Origin of the sequence: Aeromonas sp. S9(2024), from assembly GCF_041403185.1 — a bacterium.
GTDB lineage: Bacteria > Pseudomonadota > Gammaproteobacteria > Enterobacterales > Aeromonadaceae > Aeromonas > Aeromonas enteropelogenes.
Map to the genome: position 1 here is coordinate 133,427 of NZ_JBGLRE010000005.1, position 25,338 is coordinate 158,764.

At 60.0% G+C, this 25,338-nt stretch carries 26 protein-coding genes; 14 read left to right on the forward strand and 12 right to left on the reverse strand.

What is annotated here, in order from left to right:
- Positions 1-39: 39 nt before the first annotated feature.
- On the forward strand, positions 40-756 hold the full coding sequence (gene deoD, locus ACB028_RS10415; protein ID WP_005340471.1) for a purine-nucleoside phosphorylase: 717 nt from the start codon (positions 40-42) through the stop codon (positions 754-756).
- A gap of 60 nt (positions 757-816) precedes the next feature.
- Here the strand turns inward: deoD and ACB028_RS10420 are convergent, their stop codons facing one another.
- Entirely contained in the window at positions 817-3,063 is a 2,247-nt protein-coding gene (locus ACB028_RS10420) for a PAS domain S-box protein (RefSeq protein WP_371144222.1), read from the reverse strand.
- Positions 3,064-3,118: 55 nt separating this feature from the next.
- Positions 3,119-3,739: an AhpA/YtjB family protein gene (locus tag ACB028_RS10425; RefSeq protein ID WP_042071098.1), complete on the reverse strand. Its 621-nt coding sequence runs from the start codon at positions 3,737-3,739 to the stop codon at positions 3,119-3,121.
- Positions 3,740-3,858: 119 nt separating this feature from the next.
- Here ACB028_RS10425 and serB point away from each other — a divergent pair, with 119 nt between their 5' ends.
- Complete coding sequence (gene serB / locus ACB028_RS10430) at positions 3,859-4,866, forward strand: phosphoserine phosphatase SerB (protein ID WP_371144223.1); 1,008 nt, start codon at positions 3,859-3,861, stop codon at positions 4,864-4,866.
- Between the two features lie 61 nt (positions 4,867-4,927).
- On the forward strand, positions 4,928-5,833 hold the full coding sequence (locus ACB028_RS10435) for an alpha/beta fold hydrolase (protein WP_201979547.1): 906 nt from the start codon (positions 4,928-4,930) through the stop codon (positions 5,831-5,833).
- 103 nt (positions 5,834-5,936) lie between these two features.
- Here ACB028_RS10435 and ACB028_RS10440 read toward each other — a convergent pair whose 3' ends face one another.
- Entirely contained in the window at positions 5,937-8,315 is a 2,379-nt protein-coding gene (locus ACB028_RS10440; protein ID WP_371144224.1) for a PilZ domain-containing protein, read from the reverse strand.
- Between the two features lie 100 nt (positions 8,316-8,415).
- On the opposite strand from ACB028_RS10440, the gene radA reads away from it, so the two are divergent.
- On the forward strand, positions 8,416-9,783 hold the full coding sequence (radA, locus tag ACB028_RS10445) for a DNA repair protein RadA (RefSeq protein ID WP_042025830.1): 1,368 nt from the start codon (positions 8,416-8,418) through the stop codon (positions 9,781-9,783).
- A gap of 68 nt (positions 9,784-9,851) precedes the next feature.
- On the opposite strand, the gene ACB028_RS10450 is transcribed toward radA, so the two are convergent.
- Together ACB028_RS10450 and ACB028_RS10455 are read right to left on the reverse strand one after the other, a co-directional pair.
- On the reverse strand, positions 9,852-10,232 hold the full coding sequence (locus tag ACB028_RS10450; protein WP_026458689.1) for a PilZ domain-containing protein: 381 nt from the start codon (positions 10,230-10,232) through the stop codon (positions 9,852-9,854).
- Positions 10,233-10,330: 98 nt separating this feature from the next.
- The gene (locus ACB028_RS10455; RefSeq protein ID WP_042025829.1) at positions 10,331-10,813 is read right to left on the reverse strand and encodes an Rsd/AlgQ family anti-sigma factor; all 483 of its coding nucleotides are present in this window, start codon (positions 10,811-10,813) and stop codon (positions 10,331-10,333) included.
- 328 nt (positions 10,814-11,141) lie between these two features.
- On the opposite strand from ACB028_RS10455, the gene hupA reads away from it, so the two are divergent.
- Positions 11,142-11,414 carry a nucleoid-associated protein HU-alpha gene (hupA, locus tag ACB028_RS10460; protein WP_005340484.1) on the forward strand — a complete coding sequence of 91 codons (273 nt, stop codon included), beginning with the start codon at positions 11,142-11,144 and terminating at the stop codon, positions 11,412-11,414.
- Between the two features lie 100 nt (positions 11,415-11,514).
- Here the strand turns inward: hupA and ACB028_RS10465 are convergent, their stop codons facing one another.
- Together ACB028_RS10465 and ACB028_RS10470 are read right to left on the reverse strand one after the other, a co-directional pair.
- Positions 11,515-12,366 (reverse strand): hypothetical protein, encoded by an 852-nt coding sequence (locus tag ACB028_RS10465; protein ID WP_201941678.1) that lies wholly within the window; start codon positions 12,364-12,366, stop codon positions 11,515-11,517.
- A gap of 112 nt (positions 12,367-12,478) precedes the next feature.
- Positions 12,479-13,702: an Nramp family divalent metal transporter gene (locus tag ACB028_RS10470; RefSeq protein ID WP_371144225.1), complete on the reverse strand. Its 1,224-nt coding sequence runs from the start codon at positions 13,700-13,702 to the stop codon at positions 12,479-12,481.
- Between the two features lie 237 nt (positions 13,703-13,939).
- Between ACB028_RS10470 and rpsF the strand changes: the two genes are divergently transcribed.
- The 4 genes from rpsF (at position 13,940) to ACB028_RS10490 (ending at position 15,930) form a co-directional block, all read left to right on the forward strand.
- On the forward strand, positions 13,940-14,326 hold the full coding sequence (rpsF, locus tag ACB028_RS10475) for a 30S ribosomal protein S6 (protein WP_026456576.1): 387 nt from the start codon (positions 13,940-13,942) through the stop codon (positions 14,324-14,326).
- 30 nt (positions 14,327-14,356) lie between these two features.
- Positions 14,357-14,587 carry a 30S ribosomal protein S18 gene (rpsR, locus tag ACB028_RS10480; RefSeq protein ID WP_005308890.1) on the forward strand — a complete coding sequence of 77 codons (231 nt, stop codon included), beginning with the start codon at positions 14,357-14,359 and terminating at the stop codon, positions 14,585-14,587.
- A 52-nt stretch (positions 14,588-14,639) separates the two neighbouring features.
- The gene (gene rplI, locus ACB028_RS10485; protein ID WP_026456575.1) at positions 14,640-15,086 is read left to right on the forward strand and encodes a 50S ribosomal protein L9; all 447 of its coding nucleotides are present in this window, start codon (positions 14,640-14,642) and stop codon (positions 15,084-15,086) included.
- A 100-nt stretch (positions 15,087-15,186) separates the two neighbouring features.
- The gene (locus ACB028_RS10490; protein ID WP_371144226.1) at positions 15,187-15,930 is read left to right on the forward strand and encodes a ferredoxin--NADP reductase; all 744 of its coding nucleotides are present in this window, start codon (positions 15,187-15,189) and stop codon (positions 15,928-15,930) included.
- A 53-nt stretch (positions 15,931-15,983) separates the two neighbouring features.
- Here ACB028_RS10490 and ACB028_RS10495 read toward each other — a convergent pair whose 3' ends face one another.
- Both ACB028_RS10495 and ACB028_RS10500 read right to left on the reverse strand, forming a co-directional pair.
- On the reverse strand, positions 15,984-16,304 hold the full coding sequence (locus tag ACB028_RS10495; RefSeq protein WP_082037480.1) for a hypothetical protein: 321 nt from the start codon (positions 16,302-16,304) through the stop codon (positions 15,984-15,986).
- A 33-nt stretch (positions 16,305-16,337) separates the two neighbouring features.
- Positions 16,338-16,634 (reverse strand): hypothetical protein, encoded by a 297-nt coding sequence (locus tag ACB028_RS10500; RefSeq protein WP_224210400.1) that lies wholly within the window; start codon positions 16,632-16,634, stop codon positions 16,338-16,340.
- Positions 16,635-16,891: 257 nt separating this feature from the next.
- On the opposite strand from ACB028_RS10500, the gene ACB028_RS10505 reads away from it, so the two are divergent.
- The gene (locus ACB028_RS10505) at positions 16,892-17,896 is read left to right on the forward strand and encodes a Preprotein translocase subunit SecY (RefSeq protein ID WP_371144227.1); all 1,005 of its coding nucleotides are present in this window, start codon (positions 16,892-16,894) and stop codon (positions 17,894-17,896) included.
- A gap of 7 nt (positions 17,897-17,903) precedes the next feature.
- On the opposite strand, the gene fos is transcribed toward ACB028_RS10505, so the two are convergent.
- Together fos and ACB028_RS10515 are read right to left on the reverse strand one after the other, a co-directional pair.
- Entirely contained in the window at positions 17,904-18,305 is a 402-nt protein-coding gene (gene fos / locus ACB028_RS10510; protein ID WP_354688443.1) for a fosfomycin resistance glutathione transferase, read from the reverse strand.
- 32 nt (positions 18,306-18,337) lie between these two features.
- Entirely contained in the window at positions 18,338-18,505 is a 168-nt protein-coding gene (locus ACB028_RS10515; RefSeq protein WP_167335326.1) for a hypothetical protein, read from the reverse strand.
- Positions 18,506-18,561: 56 nt separating this feature from the next.
- Between ACB028_RS10515 and ACB028_RS10520 the strand changes: the two genes are divergently transcribed.
- The 4 genes from ACB028_RS10520 to gshA are packed head-to-tail and all read left to right on the forward strand — an operon-like array spanning position 18,562 to position 24,470.
- The gene (locus ACB028_RS10520) at positions 18,562-19,539 is read left to right on the forward strand and encodes an NADP-dependent oxidoreductase (RefSeq protein WP_371144228.1); all 978 of its coding nucleotides are present in this window, start codon (positions 18,562-18,564) and stop codon (positions 19,537-19,539) included.
- Complete coding sequence (locus ACB028_RS10525) at positions 19,536-19,973, forward strand: YqaA family protein (RefSeq protein WP_201979518.1); 438 nt, start codon at positions 19,536-19,538, stop codon at positions 19,971-19,973. Before ACB028_RS10520 ends, ACB028_RS10525 begins: the two co-directional genes overlap by 4 nt.
- Positions 19,974-19,998: 25 nt before the next feature.
- Positions 19,999-22,812 carry a M16 family metallopeptidase gene (locus ACB028_RS10530; RefSeq protein ID WP_371144229.1) on the forward strand — a complete coding sequence of 938 codons (2,814 nt, stop codon included), beginning with the start codon at positions 19,999-20,001 and terminating at the stop codon, positions 22,810-22,812.
- Positions 22,813-22,871: 59 nt separating this feature from the next.
- Positions 22,872-24,470, forward strand: coding sequence for a glutamate--cysteine ligase (gshA, locus tag ACB028_RS10535; protein ID WP_225634039.1), 1,599 nt, complete (start codon positions 22,872-22,874; stop codon positions 24,468-24,470).
- Between the two features lie 46 nt (positions 24,471-24,516).
- Here the strand turns inward: gshA and ACB028_RS10540 are convergent, their stop codons facing one another.
- Entirely contained in the window at positions 24,517-25,239 is a 723-nt protein-coding gene (locus tag ACB028_RS10540; protein WP_371144230.1) for a lipopolysaccharide kinase InaA family protein, read from the reverse strand.
- Positions 25,240-25,338: the final 99 nt, after the last annotated feature.

Here is a 25,338-nt window from a genome sequence, read left to right on the forward strand (position 1 = left end):
AGACAATAAAACTCAACCCAGTGTGAAGGAATCAAGAGAATGGCAACTCCTCATATCAATGCGAAAGATGGTGCGTTTGCAGATACCGTACTGATGCCGGGCGACCCCCTGCGTGCCAAGTACATCGCCGAGACTTTCCTGGAGAACGTCGAGCAGATCTGCGACGTGCGCAACATGTTCGGGTTCACCGGTACCTACAAGGGCCGTCGTATCTCCGTCATGGGTCACGGCATGGGTATCCCGTCCTGCTCCATCTACGCAAAAGAGCTGATCACCGACTACGGTGTGAAAACCCTGATCCGCGTGGGCTCCTGTGGCGCCGTGCGTGAAGATGTGAAACTGCGTGACGTAGTGATCGGTATGGGTGCCTGCACCGATTCCAAGGTGAACCGTCTGCGCTTCAAGGATCACGACTTCGCCGCCATCGCCGACTTCGACTTGGTGGCCAATGCCGTACAGGCCGCCAAGAACAAGGGCGTGGCCGTGCGCGTAGGCAACATCTTCTCCGCCGACCTGTTCTACACCCCGGACCCCTCCATGTTCGACGTCATGGAAAAATACGGCATCCTGGGTGTCGAGATGGAAGCTGCCGGTATCTACGGCGTAGCAGCAGAGTATGGTGCCAAGGCACTGACCATCTGCACCGTCTCCGACCATATCCGTACCGGTGAGCAGACCACTTCCGAAGAGCGTCAGCTGACCTTCAACGACATGATCGAAATCGCGCTGGATTCCGTCCTGCTGGGCGACAAGTAATTCCCTCGCGTATGAAAAAGGCGGCCTTCGGGCCGCCTTTTTGCATTTCTGAAGCAGGGGTTAGAGGTCGAGTACGAAGCGTCCCTTGCCGGCCTGTTTGGCCCGGTACATGGCGGCATCGGCTCGATTCAGCAGATCATCGATCCGGGAGTGCCGACCCGAGCGGCAGAGTGCCCCGCCTATGCTGCCGGCAAGGGAAAGCTGATGGCCCGCGACATCGGCGGGCACGGCCATGGCGGCCAGCAAGCGATCGCACAGGGCGGGCAGCTCCTGTTCGGGATGGTGCAGGGCGGGCAGTACGACGGTGAACTCATCGCCGGCAAGACGAGCCACCATGTCGCCGGGGCGGACTTCCGATGTCAGCACGCTGGCGAAGCGTTGCAGCAAGGCATCGCCGACGTGATGGCCCAGCCGATCATTGATCTGCTTGAAACCGTCCAGGTCGAGAAACAGCAGACCGAGCGACTCCGCACTGTAATGTACTCGCTCCAGTTCGCGGGCCAGGCGCAGGGTGAAGGCACGCCGGTTCGGCAGCCCGGTGAGGGGATCGTGGGCCGCCTCGTGCTCAAGCTGAGCCTGCAATGCCTTGTACTCGGTGATGTCGGTGCCGAGGATATAGACGCCCTGTTCATCGCTGCGACTCGGGATCATGGTGATGCGCAGATCTCGCTCTCCGATGGGTAGTGTAAAGCGGGACTCGAAGCTGAGTTGCTCGCCGGCCTGTGCGCGCTCGAGATAGGCTTGGGCGCGCTGATAGCTGGTTTCACCCATGCTGTCTCGCAGGCTCGTGCCAAACAGCAGATCGGAAGCCAGCCCGAAGTAGCGACAGTAAGCCTGATTGGCGAACAGATAGCGACCGTTCGGTGCCACCATGCTGATGGTGACAGGCAGGCCGTCGGTGATGGCGCGCAGCCGGGCCCGGCCACGCTCGATTTCGGCCTGCACCCGGCGACGGGCCGTGATGTCGTGCAGAAAAAGGGCCAGGCGAACCTTGTCATCGAAGCGGTAACGCTCGGCAATAACCTCGACCGGGAGACGCCGCCCGTCACGGGTATGGATGTCACACTCCAGACGCCGCGGCTGATCGCCGGAAATCGGCAGCTGGGTGAACAGGGGATGATTCTCTTCAAGCAGGCGAGCCAGGGGCTGACCCAGCATCTCTTCGGCTTGCCAGCCAAGCAGGGTGGTGGAGGCAGGGTTCCAGCCGGTGATGGTGAGTGCCTCGTCGAGCTCGAGAAAGGCATTGCTGGTGTGCTCCAGCATATGCTGCAGGCGTCGCTGCTCTCGCCACAGGCTTTGCTGCACGGCGCTGCGTTCGTTCATTTCCCGATGCAACTGCACCACTGTTTCCGACAGTTCGTGAGTGCGTTCGCGCACCTGCTGCTCCAGCCCTTGCTGCAGGGTGAGCAGTTCGGCTTCGGCCTGCTTGCGTTCGCTGAGATCGGCGAACACGGCGATCATATGGGGGGCCACGGTACGGCTCTCGCACAGGGCGACGCTGAGCTGCACCCAGCACAGGGAGCCATCGGCGCGGATCATCCGCTTTTCCAGCCGGTAGTCCTGCCGCTGCCCCGCGAGCAGGGCGGTGAACAGGGCCAGCTCGCGCGGCAGATCCTCGGGGTGGGTCATAGCGTGCCAGGTTCGTGTCAGCATCTCCTGTTCGCTGTAACCGAGCAGTCGCTCCAGCCCCGAGTTGGCCCGCAGCCAGCGTCCCTCGACCGACGAGAGGGCCATGCCCACCGAGGACTGGTTGAAGGTGAGGGTGAACAGGTGCTCCTTGTCCTCCAGCACCTGGTTGAGGCTGCGTACCTGATGGCGCCTTTCCAGATCGTGCAGGGTGTTCTCCACCAGGCGCCCGAAGTCGTCCAGATCCTGACATTGGGCCTGGTCGAGTTGGCGGGGGTGCTGATCGACCAGGCAGAGGGTGCCGAGCACCACGCCGTCGAGGGCCCGCAGCGGACGGCCGGCATAGAAGACCACATGGGGCGCTTCTGTCACCAGCGGATTGTCGGCGAAGCGCGGGTCACGCCTGGCATCGGGCACCTGCATGATGTCGGGACGCAGGATAGCGTGGCCGCAGAAGGAGTGTTCCCGGCTGATCTCGCACATCTCCACTCCGCTTTTGGAGAGGAACCACTGCCGATCCACATCGGTCAGGGAGACCATGGCAATCGGCAGCGAGAAGTGTCGAGTGATGAGGCGGGTCAAGCGATCCAGTTGATCGATGGGTTCCCGGTCGAGCAGGCCAAGGATGCGCAGTCGCTCCAGTCGACTCTTCTCATCCAGTGGCAGAGGGGGGGCAATCATGCAGCGCTCCTGCTGTTGGTATTGCCATGGTTATATACAAGGTTACCAATAGGGTCTACTCACCTTGCGGTGGATCGACCGGTTTGCTCTTCTTCTTGTGCTTGCGAACCCGCATATAGTTGCGACGCACCCCGTAGGAGAGGAGCAGGCCTGCCAGCAGGGCCACCAACAGCATCAGCCGCTGTTTCTCCTGCGTTACCTTGAGCCGGATGTCCTTGTCCGCCAGTAACTGCTGCTCTTCCAGGGTGATGCGCAGGTATCCGAGGGTTTGATCACCATCCAGGATCTCCTGCACGTATTGGGTGCGTCCCTTGCCCTGTTCCGGCACCGACTTGTTGTCACTGCCGATGGGCAGCAGGCTCTCCAGTGGCATGGCCTGTTCCGACTGGGCGAGGGGAATGCCGCGGGCATCGTACAGAGTGACATCGAGGATCTCGGGTTCGGCGGCCAGATCCCGGGCCAGCCGCTCCAGCTCGCCGGTTTTATCTTCCTTGAGCCAGCGTTTCATGTCGCGAGCCGCATAGGCCACCAATGCCTGGGCACGGTTGCGTGCTTCGCTGTGCAGGGCAGCCTGGCTTTCGCCCTGCATATGGATGAGCACGCCCAGCACCCAGCATCCGAGCAAAATACCGGCGCCCAGACTGAGAACACGTTTGATGGGAAGATGACGCTGCAAGCCGAGGCCTCATGATGACTAGGAGTGGCGGGATCTTGGCGCTTGCCTGTACAAAAAGCAATACGCTACTCTGGGCCGGCACTATTAACCCCCAGATCACCAAGGAAGGCGTACCCCCTATGTTGTTGTCCCAGCTCCCCCCATTGTTGTCCGATTGGCCTGCGCTGTTGTCTCACTCTTCCTGCTGGCAGCTGGAAGGCGAGACCTTGCAGCCTGCGAGCGTGCCCTTGTCGGCCGCCTGGCTGGTGCTGTTTGGTAAGGGACTAGGCCCCGCTCATCTGGCCAGGGTAGCAACCTTGCTGGCGGCTCATGGGATGGAGGCCAGCCTCTATCCGCCGACCGAAGTGGCGGGTGTGCCGCTCATGCTGCTTGGCACGGCACGTTTCAGCCAGGAACTGGTGATGCAGCTCAAACAGGAAGAGTGGGACATCGATCTCTGTCATCTGCCAGCATTGCCGACCCTGAGCGAACCCGGCTTGCTGGTGATGGACATGGACTCTACCGCCATTCGCATCGAATGCATTGACGAGATAGCCCGGCTGGCCGGTGTCGGGGAACAGGTAGCCGCCGTGACGGCAGCCGCCATGCAGGGCAAGCTGGAGTTTGCCGACAGCCTGCGCAACCGGGTCGCCCTGCTGGCAGGTGCTCCCGTCGCCATTCTCGACGAGGTGGCCGCCGACATGCCCTGGATGCCGGGGCTGCAACTGATGGTGGATACCCTGAAGAGGGCTGGGTGGAAGGTGGCGATCGCCTCGGGCGGCTTCACCCGTTTTGCCGGCGAGCTGCAACGGGCGTTGGAGCTGGATGCCATCTTCGCCAACGAGCTGGCTGTGGAAGGGGAACGGCTGACCGGCCAGGTCAGCGGTCGTATTGTGGATGCCGGCGTCAAGGCGGAGGTGTTGCAGCAGCTGGCGCAGGAGTTTGGTGTGCCCGCATCCCAAACAGTGGCCATCGGCGATGGCGCCAACGATCTCAAGATGATGGGGGTTGCCGGGCTGGGTATTGCCATTCACGCCAAGCCGTTGGTGCGGGTCGAGGCTGCCGCGACCCTCAATCATCACGATCTGGAAGGGGTGATCTGTCTGCTGGGCGCGCTGGCCTGTCGCGATCGTCGCTGGAGTCGCTGATATCCCTTATGTCAGGGCGGTGGTACACCGCTCCCTACGTCATGGAGGACGTAACAGTCACATGGAGCTGATGCAACAATCTCTGTTTATTCCCTGTGGCGAACATCAACTGCATGTTCGCCATATCCAGCCGGGCATCGCCGTGCATGGCGAGCCGATCCTGATGGTGCACGGCGCCATCGAGAATGGCCGGATCTTCTACACCGAATCGGGCAAGGGACTGGCCTGTTTCCTGGCCCGTCACGGCTATCAGGTCTATGTGGCCGATCTGCGGGGCCGTGGCCTGAGTACGCCAGCCATCGCCGAGCAGGCCGGCCATGGCCAGCATGAACTGATCACCGAGGATTTGCCCGCGTTGCACCGCTGGGTGGCCGAGCGCCATTCAGGCTTCAAGGTGCACTGGGTCGCTCACTCCTGGGGCGGCGTCATCATGGCTTCGACCCTGGTCCGTTTTCCCGAATTGGCCCGGCAGGTGGCCAGTCTGCTGTTTTTCGGCACCAAGCGGGGCGTCTCGGTACAAAATCCGGAGCGCTGGTTGAAAGTGGATCTGATCTGGAACCGGCTGGCCCCCTGGTTGGCCAGGCGTCGCGGGTTTCTTGCGGCGCGCAATCTGAAGATAGGAGCCGATGACGAGCCGCTGCGCTACCTGCAGGAGACCATTCCCTGGGTCAAATGCGGCCCCTGGCTGGATCCCCACGATGGCTTTGCCTATGACGAGGCGGCGGCCCGGGTGAACTGGCCACCGCTCTGGATGATTTCGGCCAAGGCCGACAAGGTGCTGGGACATCCCACAGATGTGCGCCGCTTCAGTGACGAGATGGGGTTGGCGGCGCGCCACACCCGGCTGGGGCGGGACAATGGCAATCGCCTCGACTATGACCATATCAACATGCTGACGGCACCACAGGCTCAGGAGGATCACTTCCCCCAGATCCTGGCGTGGTTGCAGGACCCGCAGGCGGCTTGATGAAGGCCGGGAATGAAACAATGGAGGGCTTGTGCCCGCCATTGGTTGCTTGCCGATTTGCCTGAGCGATGTCTGAAGTTAACTGGCTCGCCTGTATGAGCGTTTAGTGGCTGGGGGGCGCAATGCCAAGGCGGAACAGCGTGGCCCGGGTGGTATCGGTCAGCTCGCCAACGCCGACCACGCTCCACAACTCCTCTTCCAGCTTGCGCGCCTTGTGGATGGCGAACTTGGCGATGTAGTCCAGCTCGTTGGCGATGAAGTTGGTATCGGGGCGTCCGGTACGGGAGATACCGACCAGTACCGAATAGAACTCCCCTCTCTTTAACGCCAGCTCGATGAAGGCGCGCTTCTCCTGCGCGTTGGTAAAACTGCTGGCCAGCCGGCTGTCAAACACCGGGAGGCCGGTATTGGTCTGCTCGCAGGCGATGTAGACCTCATCTTCCTTCGGTTTGTCTTCCCGCTCTATGGCCCGCAGCGGGTTCATCAGCAACTCCTTGAGCAGCCCCCCCTGAAACAGAGGATAGAGGTTGTCCTGGTCCGGCAATTCAGCACAAGCCTCAAGCAGTTGGTGAAGGCTACGCGGTTGCAGCGATTTGCCGATTGATGCCGGTTTGGGGGCGCCTTTCAGCTTGTTGATATAGACCGGTGAGTTGAACAGGTGATGGGTATAGATGTTGCGAAGCGCACGAGCCAGCCCACGGTAACGCCGCTGCTCCTGCGCTGCCTTGAGCTTGTTCTGGTTGCTCTCTATCAGCAGGCTGAAGAACTGGCGGCCGGTGTGGCGATCCGAATCGCCTTCGATACACAGATGCAGCACTGTGCGGGTCGTGTTGAGGCTGACCAGACGGTAGGAGAGACGCTGCAGATCCATGCTCTTGGAGAGCTCCTGCAGACGGGGCAGCGCTATGGTCACCACATCATTCTTTTCGCCGTCGAAGGCCTCTTCCAGCTCTATCTGCAGGCCGTGGGTCGAGATGTCCCGGGTCCAGCCCAGCCAGGATTTGCCCTTGTGATGGATGGCAACCGCCGTCTTGTGGATGTAGCGCAGCTCTTTGCGAAGCTGGACATAGTGCAGGGTTTCGATTTCGAACGGGGCCGCTTTCTGGTCGTGAGCATAGCAGTGCAGCTCGTTGGCATTCTCGTTGAGTGTCTCCTGCGGGCGGAACTCGTCGCGCTGGGACTCCTGGGTAATGTCTTGCAGCAGGCCGACGTAGCCAATCTGTTTGAGCCGCTCGGTCAGCAATATGTCCTGTAGTTGCGGGTTGTCCTGCCCCTGCAGTTGACCGATATCCGCCTCAACCAGATCGCATGCCTCCAGGGTGAACTTGTAGACCCGCCAGCTGGGCCGCCGTGAGCCCACCTGGAAGAACAGGGATTTCAGGCCGCTTTGCAGCAGCTCCTCGGTGCTCGCCGAGAAGAAGTAGATATGGCTGCGCACCGTATGGGTGAAGGCGTAGATCAGGGTTTCGCTGGTGGAGCCCGACGGGGGACAGAGCCGTTTCATCCGTTCGGCGAAGAACAGACTCGCCAGGGTGTCGCGGTTTTTCTCGTCTCGCCAGTACTCCAGCAGGTGCTGGTTGTTCTCGGTACGCAGAGCGATTTCCAGAGACGGGCTGTCTCCCTTGCCGAAAAACAGCGGCATGCCGGTCATGCGTGGCAGGTAGAACTGCTCATACCCCTTGATGATGGCGGCGGAGAGCAGATAGTCGACACTGACCCGGTAACGTGCCTTGTTGGCTTCGATGAATTCCTCAAGGAAGGTATCGAAGGCGGAGTGTTCACCGGTGCGCACCAGACGCAGCCAGTACTTCCCCTCCTTGCTCTCCTCGCCGAGGATCTGGTAGCTGACGGACTGGTGCAGGACGGGGCTGGGATTGTCCCGTTCCAGTCCGGTGAAGAAGACCTCCACCTGGGCACCGGTCAGGTAGTTGGGCAGATAGGGGACGGAGACGCGCATTCCCCCCAGCGACAGATCCGAACTCTTGGCAAACAGCTTTTCACCATCCTGAAACTTGATCAGCAGGGGGGAGCTGAAGTGCATCCGCTCCTGACGGCGGCCGTAATAACTGGCAAAGGAGATAGTGTTGACATCATATTGCCGGAAAGGGCTCGCGGGAGGGGTGAGCTGGCTGTCTGAGCGGGTATGGTGCTGCCGCAGCCACTGCTGCATGGCTTCATAGACACCCAGGGTATAGATATCGCGATAGAGATAGCACTGGGACTGGAACAAGCCTGCCGCCTCGGCGGGCATGAAGTGGGTGATCCCCTCAAACTCGTGCACCTGACACTCGTCCCCCAGCTCGTCGCGCATGTCGATGACCCTGCGGCAGGGGGAGCATTTGCGTTTGAGCTCCATTTTGATCAGAAAACGGCTGTTGCTGTTTTCCTCCTGGGTCAGGCGGTTGAAGATCTCTTCGAAATCCTTCTCCCGCAGCAAGGGGATGAGTTGTTCAATCAGATGTTGCTGATGCGCTGAATCCATGTGTTCCTGCCACGGAAATCCATTTTTCCGATTCTGGGTTTGATCTGTGGGTCGCAAACAAGTATATCAAGCAGGAATTCATCCTGTCCCCGAGTTATCAATGGCTAAAAATAAAACTGCTTATGTATGTTCCGAATGTGGTGCCGACTTCACACGCTGGCAAGGCCAATGCAGCGAGTGCAAGGAGTGGAATACCATCACCGAGGTGCGCCTCGGCTCGATGACGCCCGCTGGCAAGAGCGCCCGTTACACCGGTTATGCCGGCGCCATCGGCAGCCAGGTTCAGACATTGGCAGAGATAGCCACCACTGAAATTCCCCGTTTTACCTCAGGTTTCAAGGAGCTGGATCGCGTGCTCGGTGGCGGTGTGGTGCCGGGCTCGGCCATTTTGATAGGCGGCAATCCGGGGGCGGGCAAGTCCACCCTGCTGCTGCAGACCATGTGCGGCCTGGCGGAGCGCATGAAGACCCTGTATGTCACCGGGGAGGAGTCTCTGCAGCAAGTGGCCATGCGTGCCAATCGCCTGGGGCTTCCCACCGACAAGCTGCGCATGCTCTCGGAAACCAGCGTCGAGCAAATCTGCCTGATCGCCCAGCAGGAACAGCCCCAGATCATGGTCATCGACTCCATCCAGGTGATGCATGTGGCGGATGTCCAGTCGGCGCCGGGTTCTGTCTCCCAAGTGCGGGAAGCGGCCGCCTTGTTGACCCGCTATGCCAAGCAAAACCACGTGGCCATCTTCATGGTGGGCCATGTCACCAAGGATGGCACCCTGGCGGGCCCCAAGGTGCTGGAACATTGTATCGACTGTTCCGTGTTGCTGGATGGGGGGCACGACTCCCGTTTTCGCACCCTGCGCTCCCACAAGAATCGCTTCGGGGCGGTCAACGAGCTCGGTGTGTTTGCCATGACCGGGCAGGGGATGCGGGAAGTCAGCAACCCTTCCGCCATCTTCCTTAGCCGCGGTGAAGAGCAGGCCCCTGGTTCCATCGTCATGGTGATCTGGGAGGGAACCCGTCCCCTGCTGGTGGAACTGCAGGCGCTGGTGGATTATTCCCAGCTCTCCAACCCGCGCCGGGTGGCGGTTGGGATGGATCACAACCGTCTCGCACTGCTGCTGGCGGTGCTGCATCGCCACGGTGGCTTGCAGATGGCGGATCAGGATGTGTTCATCAACGTAGTGGGGGGCGTCAAGGTCGAAGAGACCAGTGCGGATCTGGCCCTGCTGCTGGCCATGGTTTCCAGTTTCCGCGATCAGGCGCTGCCCAAGGATCTGGTAGTTTTCGGGGAGGTGGGGCTGTCAGGCGAAATCCGTCCGGTACCGTCCGGCCAGGAGCGATTGCAGGAGGCAGCCAAACATGGCTTTCGCCGCGCCATCGTACCCCACGCCAATGCCCCCAAGCATCCCATCGAGGGGATGGAAGTGGTGCCGGTGAAGAAGCTGGCCGATGCGCTGGAAGCCTTGTAACCATATTGAATCGCAATAAAAAAAGAGCGCTTTGGCGCTCTTTTTTTATTGTCGGAACGGCTCTGCCATCAAGGCTGGTTGTGCTCAAGGTGCTCGCTTAGCAGTTGCTCCAGTTCCCGGTGGAGCAGTTCTTCATCACCCACGTTGAGTTCAATCATCCGCTTGAGGTGGGTGGCGCTGTCGATATCGATGTGATGACAATAGAAGCCCAGCTTCTTGCTGGCAGTATGGGTCAATTCGACCTGCATCTTTATCTCGATGTCGCTGCCACTCAGGACAAAACTTATCTGGTATTCCTTGTTGTCATGCTCTTCCCAGTCATCGGGCCTTATCAGCAGAGCACCCTGCAAGGAGACGTCGACCAGCTGAGTCTGCCACTTCTCTTCCCCTTGAGTTAGTTCAGCCGTGGTCAAATAGAGGATCCGTGCAAAACGGCGGCGCTCAGACATGCTCATCTCCTGTATGCAATTGCTGTAGACGCTGGGTCACTGTTCTGAGTGTAATCGACCTTGACCGCCAGTATCTTGAACTTGCTCCAAAAATGGGCTCAAGCCTGCTGGGCACTCAAGGATTCCACTATATGCAGCGCCTTGACCAGGCGATCCTCCTGCTTGAAGCGCTCCTCAAGCACCGGACCCAACTGATTGAGGTCTTCATCCAGCAGCAGCAACTGCGCTTCGTCGGCTTCACTGTACTTATCGTTGAACTCGAGAGCGAACTCGGTGCTGGTGCGGATGTGGGGGTAGATGCGTTTGGCCAGCTCCAGGGTCTCTCCACTGGCCTGTTCGAAGGCGGTGACAACGTGGTGATAAATTTCGAAATGACCTGCACTGACGTAATCGACCAACTTGTCACAGAAGTGCTGCAGTTCTTCTGGTTTGGGCAGGCAGCGTTGCTTGGCGCGCGCCGGGGTGAGGCCGGCCAGCCTCATGTATTCGACCAGCAAGGCTTGCCTTTCATCCAGCCAGTCGTCGATTGCCTTATGTTTGCCTGCCAGCGCCTGTTTGGTCTGTTCCAGTTTCGTCAACATAATCCCTCCATGGGACAAGGCCGGGCGATTGATGGGACTCCCAAGCCGTTTGAGCCGTGACCTCACCTATAACTATGGAAAATATGTCCGACCGTCAATAGGCTTGCCCGGATATTGTGCATTGGTGAAGAATCAGACGGCCCCTGTTGGCAGAGCTAGCAGGTTTCAGGCCTGTCCGCGCTTTTTGGCGTGTGTAATGTGACTATTTCCGCAGATCTTGATGAAAACCCCAGCGTTTAACGCCTCCTGGTCGATAAAGCCTTTGCCTGGGCGTTTTTTTTTGCATAGAGTGACCCAGCGCTAAATGCCCGATCATAAAGGAAATGTTATGAACAAAGCTCAACTTGTCGATGCAATTGCCGCCAAAGCAGATCTGAGCAAGGCTCAGGCCAAAGTGGCTCTGGAAGAGATCATCAATGGTATTACCCAGAGCCTGAAAGAAGGTGACGCTGTGCAACTGGTTGGTTTTGGCACCTTCAAGGTCACCCACCGTGCTGGCCGTACCGGTCGCAACCCGCAAACTGGTAAAGAGATCCAGATTGCTGCTGCCAACGTGCCTTCATTTGTGGCTGGCAAGGCTCTGAAAGACGCTGTCAAGTAAGTCCGAAAGTCCAATTCTGTCCAATGCCAGTCAGCAAGCTGACTGGCATTGTTTTTATCTGCCCCCGTGAAATAGCGCTTTCTAGCCGGATCGGCTCACCTTATGGGGGACAGACCCGGCTGATCATGGTGAACCCCTCGTCTGAAGGTGCCAGCTGCACGGTAACCTCCCCGAGTTCGGCCAGATCGGCGACATGGGTTCCCCCGCAAGGGATGGTGACCTCTTGCCCATCCAGTGTGCAGTGCCAGTAGCGCGAATCGATGATCGCCTCGCCAGCCCGGCTGCGGCGGATTCTGCCACCAACGGCCAACCACTTGCCCAGCTGCTGGTTGATACTGGTTTCAATATGGGCGAGGTCGGTCAGCAGAGCCTCACCGTTGACTCCCTTCTTGCGCAAACTCTTGCCGATGCGGTATTGCTCGCGGGAACCCGCAGGCTCAACCCGCGAGGTCTGGATGGCAAGGCGGTCGAAATCGGGCTGAGCCAGTGCGTCCCGCTCACTCACCTCTTTTCTCCAGTACGGGATAAGTGCCCGGTTGAGGGCCAGTGCCGCCAGATGACAGCCGCTGTGGCCCAGGCTCAGGGCATAGCGGGCATCGCCATCCACCCGCAGTTCGACCAGGGTACCAGCAGCCAAGGTGTGGCAACCCGCCAGCGGATGCACTACCACGAAGGCCCACCCCTCGGTGCCCCGTTTGACCGGGATGTCCTGATCCACGAACAACTTACCCTCCGGGCTGATGGCGCCCATGCGACACGGGCCCACAGCCGCTTCGCCGCCCTCCCAATGGGCTGTGCCCACATCACCCGGTTGATCGGGCCAGAGATGGCTCTGGGGGTGAAATGGAGTGAGATCGGTGACCAACAGGCTGGTCTCGCCATTTTGGCAATAGAGTACTTTGGCCTGCTCACAGAGATGGTCCAGCATGAAGCTGGTTCGGGTATGTTCCATGGAAAGGCTCCCGTTGTGAAATGAATAGGGGGGAAGGTGGCAGCATACGCCAAAGCGAGCAGGGGCTCATTAACCGCAGTTAATAAGCCCCTGTGTGTTTCCATGGTGAGCGCTAGATCATGGCGACCAGCAGATAGGCATTGAGCCCAATCACCAGAGCCACAATGAGGCGCCCGAGCGCCTGGGTGACGGGGTGGTTGCGATGCTCGCCCATCAGTGCCCGATCGCCGGTCAGCATCAACAGGGGGATCAGGGCCAGCGCGATACCGAAGCTCAGGATCACCTGGCTCAGTACCAGGATCTCGGTGGTGTTGAGCCCCATGGCGATTACCACGAAGGCGGGGGTCATGGTGATGGCGCGTCGCAGCCAGAGCGGGATGGTAAAGCGCACGAAGCCCTGCATCACCACCTGGCCTGCCAGGGTACCGACCACGGTGGAGGAGATGCCGGACGCCACCAGTGACAGACCAAACAGGGTCGCCGCAGCTTGTCCCAATAGTGGCGTCAGGGTCTGGTAGGCGGACTCCAGCTCGGCCACCTGCTGGTTGCCGGAGCTGTGGAAGGCGGCCGCGGCCATGGCCATCATGGCCAGGTTGACGAAGCCGGCGATGGTCATGGCAATGGCCACATCGACCCGGGTGGTGTGCAGCCGCTGGGTGACCGAACCCCGATCCTGGGTGTGCTGGGTCAACGCCGAGTGCAGATAGATGACGTGGGGCATCACGGTCGCCCCCAGTACGCCGGCTGCCAGATAGACGGCGTCACCGTTGGGCAGCCCAGGGAAGAGCGCACCTTCCAGCAGGCTCGGCAGATGGGGACGAGAGAACACCAGCTCGACAATGTAAGCGGCCGCCACGAACAGCAGCAGACCGCCGACCACGAATTCCAGCGGCTTCTGGCCGCGGGATTGCAGCATCAGGATCCCCCAGGTGAGCACGGCTGTGATGCAGGCGCCTTCCAGCAGGGTGATCCCGAGCAGCAGCTTGAAGCCGACTGCAGCCCCGATGAATTCGGCCAGATCGGTGGCCATGGCGATAATCTCAGCCTGCACCCAGTAAGCCCAGACTGCCGGCTGGGGCAGCTTGTCGCGAATGTGTTCCGCCAGATTCTTGCCGGTGACGATGCCGAGCTTGGCCGACAGGGTCTGCACCACCATGGCCATCAGATTGGCCCATACCACCACCCACAGCAGTTGATAGCCGAAAGTGGATCCCGCCTGGATATTGGTGGCGAAGTTGCCGGGATCTATGTAACCGATGGCAGCGATAAAGGCCGGCCCGAGCAGGGTCAGCTTGAATTTGCGGGCCGGAATGGCCGTGGTCAGTGCGGGTTGCATGGCATCACCCTCCATAAGGATATGGAGAAAGAATAAATCTAAATGATAACCATTATCAATTGATGTTTTGTATCATACCAATAGGGAAAAACATTTGAGGCGGTGAGTTGCAGTGACGGGCGCGATTTCGTACAATATGCCGCCCTAGAAAAGCAGCGACTAAACACCTTTATGTTCCTTGCCTCCGAGGTCTGGCTGCACCTGGGCGGAGGCTGAATTAATCCGTAAGGAGCTAAAATGCGTCATTACGAAATCGTCTTCATGGTTCATCCGGACCAGAGCGAGCAAGTACCCGGCATGATCGAGCGTTACACCGGCGCCATCACCACCTCCGGTGGTACCATTCATCGCCTGGAAGATTGGGGCCGTCGTCAGCTGGCTTACCCGATCGACAAACTGCACAAAGCCCACTACGTTCTGATGAACGTAGAAGCAGAGCAAGCCGTTATCGATGAGCTGGAAACCAGCTTCCGCTTCAACGATGCCGTTATCCGCAACATGATCATGCGCACCAAGCACGCCGTGACCGAAGTTTCTCCGATGGCCAAGGCCAAAGAAGAGCGCTTCTCCCGTCGTGACGACGAGCGCCGCGAAGAAGCTACTGAAGCTGCTTCCGAAGAGTAATTCTGGATCACTGACTAGAGGATAAAGGCCATGGCACGTTATTTCCGTCGTCGTAAGTTCTGCCGCTTCACCGCCGAGAACGTTACCGAGATCGACTACAAAGATATCGTTACTCTGAAAAACTACATCACTGAATCTGGCAAGATCGTACCGAGCCGTATCACCGGTACCCGCGCCAAGTATCAGCGTCAGCTGGCACGCGCCATCAAGCGTGCTCGTTACCTGGCTCTGCTGCCGTACACCGATCTGCACAACAAGTAAGAATCGGTCCGGCGCTTACGCCTAACTCAACGAAATTTATAGAGGAAAGGTAATGCAAGTTATCCTGCTCGACAAAATCGCCAAACTGGGCGGTCTGGGTGACCAAGTTTCCGTGAAAGCTGGTTATGCCCGTAACTATCTGATCCCGCAAGGCAAAGCTGTTATGGCCACCAAGGCCAACATCGAAGCCTTCGGTGCTCGTCGCGCTGAGCTGGAAGCCAAACTGGCTGCCAACAAAGCTGCTGCCGAAGAGCGCGCTGCCAAGCTGGGTGAACTGGCTGCCGTTGTTATCGCTTCCAAAGCTGGTGACGAAGGTAAACTGTTCGGTTCCATCGGTACCCGTGACGTGGCTGAAGCCATCACTGCTGCCGGCGTAGCCGTTGCCAAGAGCGAAGTCCGCATGGGCAACGTTCTGCGCAACACTGGCGAGTACGAAGTTGCTGTTCAGCTGCACGCTGATGTTAAAGCAACCGTACAGCTTCAGGTTGTTGCCCTGTAATAGCGATTCGCTGTTGCAGAAAAACCCGCGCAAATGCGCGGGTTTTTTATTTTGGGGCCCGGGGGTAGAGTGAAGATCTGTTCCTCTAGAGGAGATCCTTATGGCAGCCTGGGTTGAAGGCCGCGTCATTGAACGCATCGAATGGACACCCACCCTGTTCTCCCTGCGCGTGGTGGCAGAGCTTGCCCCCTACAAGGCAGGGCAATTCACCAAGCTGGCCATCGAGCAGGGCGAGAGGCGCATCCAGCGAGCCTACTCCTTCGTCAACCCCCCTTCCTCGCCTTATCATGAATTCTATTTTGTCGAGATCCCGAGCGGGGAGCTGACCCCCTCTCTGGGCTCCTTGCAGGTAGACGATAATTTGCTAGTGCAGTCTCAGGCCACCGGTTTCCTGACTCTGGATGAAGTGCCTGCTGGCCGCGATCTCTGGTTGCTCTCCACCGGAACCGCCATCGGACCCTTTCTCTCCATGCTGGCGGATGGGGAGGCATTCTCCCGTTTCGAGAGTCTGGTGCTGGTGCACGGGGTGAGGAAAGGGGAAGAGCTGAGCTATCAGCCGCTTATCGCCAGTTTTGGCGAGCGTTACGGGGCGCGTTTTCGTTATGTGCCTTTCGTCAGCCGGGAAGAGTGGCCGGGGGCGATGGCCGGGCGGATCCCTGCCGCCATTAGTGATGGTCAGCTGCAAGCACGGGTTGGTCTCGATTTTTCACCCGAGTTCAGTCAGGTGCTGATCTGCGGGAATCCCGCGATGGTGAAGGAGACCCAACAGACCCTGCTGGGATTGGGGCTTGCCAAGAACCTGCGGCGCGCGCCAGGCAACATCAGTGCGGAAAACTACTGGTAGGCAACATGAAAACAGGGGCCTTGAGCCCCTGTTTCATAGATGCGATACACAGGTCAGTGCTTCTTGTTGCCTTTGTCTTTGAACTTGTCGTGCCCCTGACCCGGGTTGTTGCCGCTGTGAATGCTGCGGTTGTAGTGATCCCGGTACTTGCCATCCATCTTGTCGCAGTTGAGCTTGATGCGGCTGTCGCCGATGCCGAGATCCAGGCAGTTGTTCTGCCACCAGTCGTACTCCTTGTCATCCCAGTCGACGTTCAGCTTCACATTGTCGGTGGAAATCCGGATGCCATCGCCGTCCTTGGAGTGGGGAGGGGCGGCAAAGGCGACCCCATTAGCCAGCAGCAGGGAGAGCAGCAGGGCACCTTTGTTAAACATGGTTTTATGAGTCATAACGAGAATTCTCCGTTGTTACTGGCCGTTGCCCGGGGTGGTTGGCATCTGGTTGGTGCTGGGTGGATGATTGCGGTGCTCTTCATCATCGAGATCGATTCTGACTCTCCGGCATTCGGAAGGGGCTGTATCGCCCACCCCCAGATCGAGGCAATCGGCTTGTGACCAGCCAAATTGCTGGTCATCCCAGTCCAGATTGAAGGTTAGCTCATCGACGGAGAACGCTGAACCACCCCCGTCCTCGTACTGTGATACGGCCTGTGCTGCACCGGTAACGAGAAAAAGGGACAGTAACAAGGTAGTCGTTCTGTTCATGATGGCCTCGGTTAATTGTCATTGCGGGTCAGTCTATTCCAGCCGGGCTGAACCCGGGCGGAACCGCACCCAATCTCATCATACTATTCAGTGTGGCAAGAAAGTGTACCGACTTTTTGCTGTCGATTTGTCCGTTTTGGTCGCACTCTGGGCAGCTGATCACTGATCTCGTGCAATTCGCATGATTGCCCTTCTCTCGGCGAGTCCGCTGACTATAATCGGCAGCCACCTTTTCTCCACAGCACCACCTCTTCATCATGACAACACAGCCTTCTTCCGCCCAACGCTACCCCAAGGGATGGTTCGCACTGACCACGGTATACAGTTTTACCGGGCTGGCCATTCTGGCTTCCATCGTCTTCTCCCTGCTGCTGTTTCTCTCCATTGATGACAACCCGCTGATGAAGTGGCTGTTTGGCGGCCTGGCGATCATCTTCGAACTGGGCAAGTTCTATGTCTGGTATGAGTATGGTGAGCGCAAGGCGCGCCGGGATCTCGGCGGTGCCCTCTGGTCGCTGCTGTTCTACAGCGTATTGGCTGCCATCTCCATCGGTGGCAGTATCGGCGGCATCAACAGCGCCACCAACACCATCCTCAACCAGCAGGCTCACCATGAACGGGTTATTGCCCGTTTTGACGAGCAGATCGCCAGCATAGAGCGGCAGATCAAGCTCAACGAGGAGGCGGCCCGCAAATATATCGAGCTGGCACGCATCTCCAGCGGCGTGACCGCCCTGCAGCGTGACAACACTCGCCTGCGTCTGCAACAGGACGAATTGCGCCAGCAGCGCGATGCCAAGCCAGTCAATGAGCAGTCCTCCATGCTGGGCCTGATGAGCAGCCTGGCAGATGGCATGGGGATGAGCATCAGCCAGGTGCAGTTTCTGCTGGTCTGCTTCCTCTCCATCCTGCTGGATGTATTCGGTGCTTTCTTTGTCAGCCTGATTGGCGAGGAAAACCGCTTCCGCCGCCAGTGGCTGCGCCAGCAGGCTCAGGAGCGCCGGGAGGCCCAGCAGGCTGTGCAAGTGCCGGCGCCTGTTCAGCCCGAGGTGGTGGTTCAGCCCGAGCCGGCTCCGGCCGTGGTGGAGCGGGTACGTGGTGCCCTGGAAAGCGGTGAGCTCAAGTGCAGCAAGCGCTCGGTGGCCCAGGCGCTGTCATTGTCACTGGAGGAGGTGGATAGGGTATTCCATCACCTCTTGTCACAAGGGGTACTGGGGCAGGGCAGCAATCGCCATTACCATCTGCGTACTGAAAACAGCTGAATCCTGTTCAGTCGTACCAGACCAATCCCTCATAGGGGCTCTCCCTGAGAGAGGAAAGTCGGCTCTCAAGGTTGCCAACGTGGATTTCAAGTTGATGGCCGTCAGGGTCTTTCAAGTAGAAGGATTCACCTTCGCTGCGATTGGTTTTCCATTCATCTATGCCCGCCTGGCGCAGGCGGGTACAAAACGCCGAAAAGTGTTCAGAGGCGATGCTGAAGGCAACATGGGTGTAGTCCCTTGCCGGGTGCGGGTGGTCGCAGGAAAGGCAGAGCCACAGTTCGCCCAATGTTAAATAGGCTCCCCTTGTCCAGCGGACACGCGGTTTGAAACCCAGGATTTCGACATAGAAGGCAAGGCTCTTGTCGAGATCCCCTGTTGTCAGGGTCAGATGGTTCAGACCAGTCAGCATTATTCCTCCAGCTCCCTTGTTCGTTCTTGCCCCTAGTGCGTCAGCACCATCATCAGGGCAAGAAATGCCGCCAGCCCGCCACCCAGACCGATGATCCAGTAAAACCCCTTGGCCCCCTGCTTGAGCGGGATGCGAAAGTAGAGCAGAAACGCCCACCAGCCCAGCGCCAGCAACAGGGGAATAAGAAACATTCGAGCCATGGTGTCCTCGCTGTTATTCTGTTGACCCTTGATCAATCAACAGGATGGATTGTGCAATGACGCAACTACAGATTACCGCATTCGGTGACCCCTCGGTACTCAGGCTCAACCCTTCTCTCGACAAGGTGCCGGCAGAAGGGGAAGTGCGGGTGCGCATCTGCTTTGCGGGGGTCAACCCCATCGATGCCAAGACCCGCGCCGGACTTGGCTGGGCGGCGGCCCAGAACAAGGACAAGCTGCCCTGGACGCCGGGCTATGACGTTGCCGGCGTGGTCGAGAAGGTCGGCCCTGGTGTCAGTTCGCTGGTCGAAGGGGATCGGGTGTGCGGCATGGTGGGCTTTCCGCTGCAAGCGGGGGGCTATGCAGAATCCGTGGTGGCTGGTGAAGGGGAGCTGGTCAGGCTCGATGGCGTCAGCCTCAAACAGGGGGCGGCACTACCGCTGGCAGGGCTCACCGCCTGGCAGGGATTGTTCGAGCACGGCGCCCTCAAGGCGGGGCAGCGAGTGCTGATCCTGGCCGGTGCAGGCGGTGTGGGCCATCTGGCGGTGCAGTTTGCCGCCGCTTATGGTGCCGAGGTGGTCGCCACGGCCAGCGGCGACAACCACAGCTTCCTGCACGGTTTGGGTGCCAATACTCTGGTGGATTATCACGATGCCGACTGGGCCGAACAGATAGTGGCCGCGGGCGGCCAGGTCGATCTGGTGCTGGATCTGGTGGGGGGCGAGAGCGGCAAGGTGGCCCTGGCCTGCGTCAAGCCGGGCGGGCGTCTGGTGACGGTGCCGACCATCACGGCTCAGCTGATCAAGGATGCGGGGGCCGAGGCCGGAGTTGAGGTACTCGGCATGCTGGTCCATCCCGACCAGAAACAGCTGGCCCAGATGCTGCTGTTGCTGCGCCAGGGCGAGGTGAAGATCACTGTCGCCGGTGAGTTCCCCCTGGCCGAAGGGGCGCTGGCCCACAGAACCATCGAGGGCGGACACGTGCGCGGCAAGCTGGTATTGCGCATGCCCGCCGCCGACGACTACCCTGCATGAACGATCTGATTGAGATGGGGCTGGGGTGGCTCTTTTTGAGCGCCTTCACCTCGGCCACTCTGCTGCCAGGTGGCTCGGAAGTGCTGCTGGGGGCCATGGCCGCCAAGGGGCAGTGGAGCATGGCCAGCCTGCTCGGGTGGGCGACGCTCGGCAATACCCTGGGCTCCATGACCACCTGGTGGCTCGGCTGGCTCGCCACCTTCAAGAAAAAACCGGAAGATTTTCAAGGCCGTGGGGAACAAAAAGCCCTGTGTTGGCTCAAACAACATGGCCACTGGTGCCTGCTGCTGGCCTGGACGCCTGTGGTCGGTGATGGACTCTGTCTGTTGGCTGGCTGGCTGCGTCTCTCTTTCTGGCGCTCTCTCGTTCTCATCGGGCTCGGCAAGTTGCTGCGTTATACCCTGATTTTTCTGCTGGCCAGGCAGATCTTCTAGCCCTTTTGTCACTCACGAGGTAACCGTGAACAAACTCATTCCATTAAGCATGCTGCTGGGCTTCACTCTGCCGGTGCTGGCAGCGCCCACCCTGGTGTCGGAACAGGTCAAGGAGGAGGGCAAGCTCGCCATCCCCTACCAGATGTACAAGCTCGACAACGGCCTGACCGTGATCCTGGCTCCCGACAAATCCGATCCCCTGGTGCACCTCGACGTCACCTACCACGTGGGTTCGTCGCGAGAGACGGTCGGCAAGTCCGGCTTCGCCCACTTCTTCGAACACATGATGTTCCAGGGCTCGAAAAACGTCGGTGATCAGGAGCATATGCGGATCATCAACGAGGCTGGTGGCGACATGAACGGCACCACCAACCGGGATCGCACCAACTACTACGAGACAGTGCCGGCTAACCAGCTGGAGAAGGTGCTCTGGCTGGAAGCGGATCGCATGGGCTTCCTGCTCGATGCGGTGAGCCAGAAGAAGTTCGAGATCCAGCGCGCCACCGTCAAGAACGAGCGGGCCCAGCGCGTCGACAACCAGCCCTATGGTCTGGTGGGGGAGAAGGTAGGTGAGGCACTCTATCCGCGCACCCATCCCTACTCCTGGCAGCCCATCGGCTATGTGGAGGATCTCGACCGGGTCGACGTGAACGATCTCAAGCAGTTCTTCCTGCGCTGGTATGGTCCGAACAACGCCACCCTGACCCTGGGCGGCGACTTTGATACCAGGCAGGCGCTCGCCTGGATTGAGAAGTACTTTGGCCCCATCCCGCGCGGCCCCGAGGTGGCGGAGCCAACCCCCAAACCGGTGACCCTGCCCAAGACCCGCTATGTGACACTCGAGGACAAGGTTCATCTGCCGCTGCTCTACATCAGCTACCCGACGATTGCCCTTGGCGATCCCCAGGAGCCGGCGCTCGACATGTTCGCCGACGTGCTCGGCGGTTCCGCCAGCTCCATGCTCTACCAATCATTGGTGAAAACCGGCAAGGCAGTCGATGCGGGGGCCTCCCACTACTGCGAAGAGCTGGCCTGTACCCTGACCGTCTACGCCTATCCCAACCCGGCAGTGGATGGCAGTCTCAAGACCCTCAAGGGGGAGGTGGACAAGGTGATCGGCGAGTTTGCCGAGCGCGGCCTCAAGTCCGACGATCTGGAGAAGGCGATCAACAAGTACCGCGCCTCCGCCATCTGGGGGCTGGACAGCGTCTCCGGCAAGGTGAGCCAGCTCGCCATGGGCCAGGTCTTCGCCCAGGATCCCAACTATGTCTTCAAGACCCTGGATGCCATCGGCAAGGTGATGCCCGAGCAAGTCAAGGCGGCCTACGACAAATTCATCGCGAACAAACCTGCGGTGGTGCTGAGCGTGGTGCCCAAGGGCAAGACGGATTGGCAGGCGGCAACCCCCAACTTCCCCCCCGCCAAGCGCGAGCTGCCGGATTACAGCAAGCATGACAAGGCGCTGGCCGAGCGGCCGGTGAAAGACAGCTTCGATCGCAGCGTCCAGCCCAAGGCGGCGGATGCGGTGAGCGTCAAGGTGCCGGCTATCTGGCGCGGCAAGCTGGACAAGAACATCGAGATCATCGGCACCGAGAGCGACGAGATCCCCGCCGTCTCAATCATGATCGCCCTGCCGGGCGGCATCCGCGCCGAAGAGCAGGGGCAGCTCGGACTTGCCAATCTGACTGCCGCCATGATGGGGCAGGGGTCGGTACGCCTGACCGAAGCCCAGCTCAGCGACGAGTTGCAAAAGCTTGGCTCCAGCATCAATGTCTCCAGTGCCCAGTACAACACTCTGATCACCATCAGTTCGCTGGCGGACAAGTTGCCCCAGACCATGGCGCTGGTGCGCGAGGTGTACGAGCGCCCCGGCATGCGCGAGGCTGACTTCGAGCGTGTCAAGGCGCAGCTGCTGCAGGGGATGCAGCAGAGCGAGCAGCAGCCAGAATGGCTGGCGGGCCAGGCGTTCCGCGAACTGGTCTACGGCAAGGAGAACCGCCTCGGCCAGCCCACCGACGGTGTGATCGGCGACGTGGCCAAGCTGACCCTGGCGGACGTGAAGCGCTTCTACCAGACCTACTACAACCCGACCAATGCCAAGGTGGTAGTGGCCGGTGATGTGGGTCGCCAGCAGATCGAGGAGCAACTCGGCTTCCTGACCGAATGGAAGGGGACTGCCCCGACTCTGGGCAGTCTCAAGCTCAAGGGCGAGCAGGCCAAGCCCGGCATCTATCTGGTGGACAAGCCGGGGGCGCCCCAGTCGGTGATCCGCATCGGCCGTCGCGCCTTGCCGTTCGACACCACGGGTGATTACTTCACCGCCAACCTGATGAACTTCAACCTGGGTGGCAACTTCAACAGCCGCATCAACCTCAACCTGCGGGAAGACAAGGGTTACACCTATGGTGCCAGCTCCGGCTTCTCCGCCAACCGCGAGGTGGGCACCTTCGCCACCGGCGCCAATGTGCGCAGCGATGCGACCGTGGATGCCATCCGTCAGTTCCTCAAGGAGATGGACAACTACCGGGCGAGCGGGCCGACACCGGTCGAACTCGCCTACATGCGCAGCGCCGTCTCCCAGCAGGATGCCCTCTCCTACGAGACCCTCGGCCAGAAGGCGGGTTTCCTGTTGCAGATGATCATGTATAACCTGAAGCCGGACTATGTGCAGGCCCAGAGCAAGCTGATCAAGACGGTGTCGCCCGAGACGCTCAAGGCCAGTGCGGCCCGCTGGCTCGACCCGGCCGACATGGTGATCGTGGTGGTGGGAGACAAGCAAAAGCTTGAAAAACCCCTGAAGGAGCTTCATCTTCCCATCTATCCGCTGCAATTGCCGTAACTGGCACTTCATATCAATAGAGCCGCCCCGGACGGAGCGGCCTCACATGAGCCGAGAATATGACTACAACAAGCTTGTCGCTCACCGAGTTGCTGGGGGCGCTGGGAGCGCCGGAACGCCTGACTGCCCTCAAGGGGATCCGGCGCGGGCTCGAGCGTGAATGTTTGCGCATCACGCCGGAAGGCCGGCTCGCCCAGAGTGATCATCCGCGGGCGCTGGGGTCGGCCCTGACCCACCCCAATATCACTACCGACTACTCCGAGAGCCTGCTGGAGTTCATCACCCCGGCCACCGACTCCATCGACAGCCTGATGGAGCAGCTCGGCGATATTCATCACCATGTGATGCAGCACCTGGGTGACGAGCGGATTTGGCCTCTCTCCATGCCCTGCTTCGTGGGTGGTGAGGAGAGCATCCGGCTGGCCCAGTACGGCAGCTCCAATATCGGGCGGATGAAGACCCTCTACCGTCAGGGGCTCAAGAACCGTTACGGCAGCCTGATGCAGGTGATCGCCGGGGTCCACTTCAACTTCTCCATGCCGGACAGCTTCTGGTGCGAGTGGCAGGAGCTGGAGTGCGCCGGTTGTTGCAGCCAGCGCTTCATCTCCGACAAGTACATGGGGCTTATTCGCAACGTCTACCGTTTCGGTTGGCTGGTGCCCTATCTGTTTGGGGCATCCCCCGCCATCTGCGAATCCTTCCTCAAGGGGCGCAAGAGCGCGCTGCCGTTCCAGAAGACCGGCAAGGGCACCCTCTACCTGCCCTACGCCACCGCCCTGCGCCTCTCCGATCTCGGCTATACCAACAGCGCCCAGGCGGGACTCAAGATCAGCCACGACAGCCTGCCCGCCTATGTGAGCAGCCTGCGCCGTGCCATCAACACCCATGATCCGGACTTTGCCAAGATCGGGGTCAAGGTGGACGGCGAGTACCGCCAGCTCAACGACAATGTGTTGCAGCTGGAAAACGAGCTGTATGCCCCGATCCGTCCCAAGCGCACCCCGCGCAGCGGCGAGAAACCGTCCGACGCGCTGGAGCAGCGCGGCATCGAGTACATCGAGCTGCGTACCGTGGACGTCAACCCCTTCACCCCGCTGGGGATCGAGGCCGATCAGATCCGCTTCTTCGATCTGTTCCTGGTCTGGTGCCTGTTGCGTCCGTCTCCCGTGCTCGGCGAGGAGGAGATCGCCCGCAATCGCCGCAACCAGAACAAGGTGGTGCTGGAGGGGCGTCGCCCCGGCTTGATGCTGGAGGACGAGCAGGGCAACCCCATCGGTCTCAAGGAGTTCGGTCTCAAGCTGTTTGACGAGTTGGCCCAGGTGGCCGAGCTGCTGGATCGCTGCTGCGGCCGTCACCATTACCGCAAGACGCTGGCCGAACACCGCGAAAAGCTGCTCGATCCCGAGCTGACCTACTCGGCCCGCATCCTCAAAGATCTGCTGGCAAGCGGCGAGGATAACGGCTGCTTCGGTGACAAGCTGGCGACCCGTTACCGGGAGCAGCTGCTGGCGGCCGAGCTGCAATATTGGGATGAGGCCTATTTCGCCGGCGAGGCGAAGGACTCCCTGATCAAGCAGCGGGAGCGTGAGCGCAGCGACAGCCAGTCGTTTGACGACTTCCTGGCCGACTACTTCGGAGCCAGCACGACTGCCGCCTGATATCAGGCACACCAGAAGCCGCTCGATGAGCGGCTTTTTTTATGGGTTAAGGCTTCATGGATTCTGGTTGAGGCAGGCCAGCCAGACGGCGCAGCTGGGTCAGCAGATAATCCCGGTAGAACTGCCCGAACAGCTTGCCGGGCTCGAGGGAGGCGATCACCGTCTGGCGCAGCCGCTCCAGATTGCTGGGCAGGCGGCGCACATGGGTATCGATCCAGACGATGTTGCCGGAAGGGGAGAGCATCAGGTTGCCCAGATGAAGATCCCGGTGATAGTAGCCGTGCTTTGCCAGGTGATAGATATCCTTGGCGAGCCGGTGCAACAGGGCCAGGCGATCGCTCTCGTCTGCCTGTTTGAAGTAGTGCTCGCCGGAGCTGTGCTCCGCCAGGTAGTGCACCGCCAGGAATGAGGCGCGGGGGTTGAGCGGATTGAGGGCGATACCGGCGGCCTTGCAGGGGACAACCTGGAGCCCGGCCTTGCGCAGGCGGCGATTGCTCTGCCACTCGCGCAGGGCGTCGATATGACCGATCAACCGCTTGCTGAGCTGATCCCGGCACCACCAGCCGAGGGTCCAGCGTGGGTACTTGTCGGGCACTATCTTGCACAGGCTGTTGCTGGCGGGATGGAGCCAGAACTGGCTGCTGGCGATGCGCTCCAGACGGCGGGTCTGCTCGGTCTGCTGCAGTGACCAGTGATCCAGTTCGAGCTGGTCATGGAGCAGCAGGTAATAGTGTTTCTTGCCGTGCAAGTCGAGTGTGGTCAGCGTCATGAGATTGGGCGTTGATCGGGACGATAGGTACCACCCCCGAGGGGATGATGATTATCTGTACCAGTGTGCGACCCTGTTGCTGACCGGAGCTGAATGAAC